Origin of the sequence: Streptomyces mesophilus, assembly GCF_040300965.1 — a bacterium.
Lineage (GTDB): Bacteria > Actinomycetota > Actinomycetes > Streptomycetales > Streptomycetaceae > Streptomyces > Streptomyces mesophilus_A.
The window spans coordinates 1-3964 of record NZ_JBEPEW010000291.1 but is presented as its reverse complement, the minus strand read 5'-3'; the positions used below and the strand labels follow the sequence as shown (position 1 = coordinate 3964).

Annotated in this window: 3 protein-coding genes; 1 reads left to right on the top strand and 2 read right to left on the bottom strand. The window is 71.6% G+C overall.

The window, feature by feature from the left end; translation table 11 throughout:
* The coding region (locus tag ABT367_RS41080; protein ID WP_352259050.1) for a hypothetical protein at positions 1 to 915 on the top strand (915 nt) is incomplete at its 5' end.
* 197 nt (positions 916 to 1112) lie between these two features.
* On the opposite strand, the gene ABT367_RS41075 is transcribed toward ABT367_RS41080, so the two are convergent.
* A complete protein-coding gene (locus ABT367_RS41075; protein ID WP_434975655.1) occupies positions 1113 to 2366 on the bottom strand; it encodes a serine hydrolase domain-containing protein in 1254 nt (417 codons plus the stop codon).
* Positions 2367 to 2483: 117 nt separating this feature from the next.
* Positions 2484 to 3964, bottom strand: a 1481-nt coding sequence (locus ABT367_RS41070; RefSeq protein ID WP_352259047.1) for a TIGR03767 family metallophosphoesterase, incomplete at its 5' end; no start/stop codon positions are given.

The following is a 3964-nucleotide window of genomic DNA, read 5'->3' as shown; positions in this document are numbered from 1 at the left end:
ACGCTGAAGATGCCCCGGCAATCCGCGGAATCGGCCGCCGCGGCCTCCCTGCCGCCCGCGGCCCGGCCGCCCGTCGAACGCTCGGCGGATGAGCGGCGGTCCATGGCCGCCCACCCCTCCTCGTACCGGCGGAAGTCCGAAGTCCCGGTCCACAGTGCGTCGTTCGCGTACGAGGACGTGGCGATCACCGGACTCGCGGCCCTGACCCTGCACGGGTTTTCGGCCGCTCCCCCGCTGCTCTCGCTCGACCGCATCGATGTCCTGGTGCCCAGGACGCGGCGGCTGCGGGCCGTGAGTTTCGCGCGGATCGTACGGACGCACGCGATGCCGCAGCCGCAGGACGTGACCGGTCTGCCGGTGGCCCCCGTGCCGCGCGCGCTGGCCGACGCGGTCGGTCAGCTCGATGACGCGGGCGCCGTGCGACGGCTTTTGATGGAGGCGGTGCGGGGCGGGCACTGCGAACCGGCCGCGATCGTACGGGAGTTGAACCACGCCAGGCTGCTCAGCCGGCCGCACGTGGTCGACGCCGTGGATTCGCTGCTCGCCGAGGGGCGGGCGATCGCCGAGGACCGGTTGTTCCGGATGGTCGCCGAGTTCGGCCTGCCGGACCCGCTGTGGAACGTGGACCTGCGGCTGCCGGGCGGTCCGCACCTGGGCGGCGTGGACGCGTACTGGCCCGATCAGGCCGTGGCCGTCGAGCTGGACACCCGGGCTCCGCGCCAGGACGACGACGCCCTCTGGTCCGAATACGCCCGCAAACGCGAGCACTTGGAGCGGCTCGGGATCACCGTCGTGCACATCACGCCACGCAAGCTCAGGGATTCCCTGGAGCAGCAGGCCGCGGTGGTCCGTACGGCACTGATGGCGTCGACCGACCGGGAGCCGGCGGCGTACGTGGTGGTGCTGCCGCGCTGAGCAAGGCGGCCGAGGAGGGGAGCGGAGGGGGCGGATCCCAGGGGTGGGTCCGCCCCCTCCGCATGTCCGGGGGCACACGCCCCCGCATGTCCGGGGGCATGTGCCCCTCAGGACTGTGCCCCCGGAGTCACGTGCTGTCCGAAATCACGTGCTGCCCGAAGTCACGTCGCCGCCCGGAGCCACGTGGCCGCCCGAGGTCACCTTCCGCAGAACTCGGCGTTCGCCACCGGCTGCCAGTCGCCTTCCCCGTTGAAGTTGAAGGCGAGCGAGTGGCGGCCGTCGGGCGAGGTGAGGGCCACGGACACCGAGCCGTGGATCTCGCCGCCGTGCCCCCAGACCGGTGTGCCGCAGGACGTACGCCACCGTTGCAGACCCAGCCCGTAGTCCGCGCCCGGACGGGCCGGCACCGTGGGCATCATCTCGGCGAGCTGCTCCCGCGGAAGCAGGCGGCCACGCAGCAGCGCGCTGTAGAAGCGCGTGAGATCGCGGGAGTCGGAGATCATCTCGCCTGAGCCGAAGGAGCCGCTCGGGTTGAGTTCGGTGACGTCGTGGAGCGTGCCGTCGGGGCTGCCGAGCGTGGCGTACGCGCGCGAGCTGGGCTCGGGGAGCGTCGGTTCGGTGCCGGGGACGGAAGTGGCGCGCAGACCGAGGGGCTTGATGATGCGCCGCCGGATCTCTTCGCCGTACGAGCGGCCGGTGACCTCCTCGATGATCAGCGCGGCAAGTACGTAGTTGGTGTTGGAGTAGTCCCAGCCCTCGCCCGGGTCGAAGCGGGCCTTGTTGCGCACCCCCGTGGCGACGAGCTGCTCCGGGGTGAAGCTGTCGTAGCGGTGGTCCAGGAAGTCCTCGTCGAGGTAGGTGTCGGCGAACCGCCGGTCCTCGAGGAAGTCGAAGATCCCGCTGGTGTGGTTGAGCAGGTGGCGCACCGTGATGCGCCGGGCGTCGTAGCCCTCACCGCGCACGAGCCCGGGCAGCCACCGCTCCACCGGGTCGTCCAGGTCGATCCGGTCCTCGCCCTGGAGTTGGAGCAGGACCGTGGCGACGAAGGTCTTGGTGACCGAGCCGACGCGGTAGCGGTCGTGGCCGCCTCGGGGCGCGCCGGTGGTCAGGTCACCGAGACCCGAAGTGGCCTTCCACACCCCGTACTTGTCGTCCACCCGCGCCGTCGCACCGGGCACCCCCGCCGCGACGGCCGCGTCCAGCGCCGCCCGGGTCTTCGCATGTCGCCGGCCGGAGTCCGCGCCGAGCACCCCGGCCCCCGTGTCCGGCGCCTCAGCCACCGCTCCCGAGGTCCCAGCCACCGCTCCCGAGGTCCCAGCCCTCGCGCCCGAGGTCCCGGCCCTCGCGCCCGCCGCGTCGGCCGGCGTGGCCAGGAGCGTAGCCGTCACCGCCGCGGCCACCAGCGCACCGGTCACACCTGTCCTCACGGAACGCACCACTCGTACCGTCATCCGTTTCAGCCTCTCCCGTCGCACCCGCTGCTGTCGCAAGGCAGGACCGCGCGCGGGGCACGCCAGTTGAGGGCCGGTGACAGGGTTGAGCGAGAACCGGCCCTTCGGGGAACGCTGTCAGCGCTTGGGCAGCACCAGCTCCGTGTTGCGGTCGTACGCCTCGCCGAGCAACTCCGGGTTGCGGCCGGGGGAGTTGAACGACAGCTCGCGGTACAGGGACGCGAGACCCGTCTGGGTGAGGTCGTCGAAGGACGTGCGGTGCGGTGCCGAGGACTCGATGAGCGTGGTGAACAGGGAGAGCGTGCCGTCCTTGTTGTCGGCGATCTCGATCACCCGGGCCAGTTGCGGATAGTCGATATGGGAGGCCGTGGTGATCTCCCAGAACGTGCCGCGCGGACGGATCCTGTTCCGGTGGCTGTGTCCGTTCACCCAGGCCAGGACCCGAGGGTGGCGCTTGAGGAGCCCGACGAGCTCCTGGCCGCCGTGGCGGGCCTCGCGCGGGCGGGCGGGGTCGGGGCGGGTGTTGCGCATGGACGTGCTCGTGTGGTGGCTGAAGACGAGGGCGTAGCGGCCGTCCTTCGCCACCTGCTTCAGGGTGCGCTCCATCCAGTTCCACTGCTCGGTGCCGATCGAACCCTCGTAGTGGCCACCGGAGTTGGTGGTGTCGAGACTGATGCCGAGGACGTCGTCGGCGATGTCGAAGGTGTAGTACTGGGTCGCCGAGGCGAGGTTGGCCTGCGTGTAGCCGTGGCCGATGGGGCCCGGACCCGCGTACACGGGGTCGAGGTGCGCCTTGAGGTAGTCGGCTTGGGTGAAGGGGGCGCGGGCGGAGTCCGGGGTGATCGCGCGCAGCTTGCCGCGGTGGGTGCGGATCAGCTCCTTGAAGTTGTCGCCCTTTGGGTCGTCCCCGGCCCGTATCGCCTTCCAGAAGCGGGCGCCCTCGGACGGATCGAGCTCCATCAGCTTGCGGTCGCCGACGGCGAACTCGTGGAACCAGCCGTCGCCCGCGAAGCACCCGCCGGGCAGCGAGTCGTGGTTGCCGACCGTGGAGTACCAGGGAACGTTGAGTCCGGGGCTGCGGACCGCGCCGATCACCGCGTCGAGGAAGCCGTCGATACGGGGGAAGCCGGCCTTCTTGTCGGCGTCCCGCAGGTCGGCGTCGGGGTGCCAGTAGAGGGGGAGGCCACTGTCCTGGACGCCCTCGTAGCGGCGCGGGTCGCCGGAGTTGGGGACGATCGTGCCGCCGCTCAACGCCTTGAGGAACCAGTCGAGTTCGGCGCGCGAGTTGTTGTCCGTGTTGTCGCCGGTGGTCATGACGAAGCTCAGGGGCGCACCGGTGGCGGGCGCGCCCCTGAGGGCGTTGACGCGCTCCACCAGCGACACCGCGCCCTGTACGGAGAGGGCCTCCTGGGGGCGCCAGGCGCTCGCGGTCTCGGCGCGCAGGAACTCGTAGCGGTTGGGGTGCTGGGTGTCGACGATGTGCAGATCGGTGAACTGCACGAACGCGGCGAGCGCCCGGCGGCGGGCGTCGCGGCCCTTCTTGGCGCCGGCCATCTCACCGCGGGTGACGCGCGGCCAGGCGGGCCCGCTGCCGAGCC

Bases quoted from the DNA above. Each gene is read 5' to 3' on its own strand.
- ABT367_RS41075 (WP_434975655.1), bottom strand. From the start codon at position 2,366: ATGACGGTACGAGTGGTGCGTTCCGTGAGGACAGGTGTGACCGGTGCG.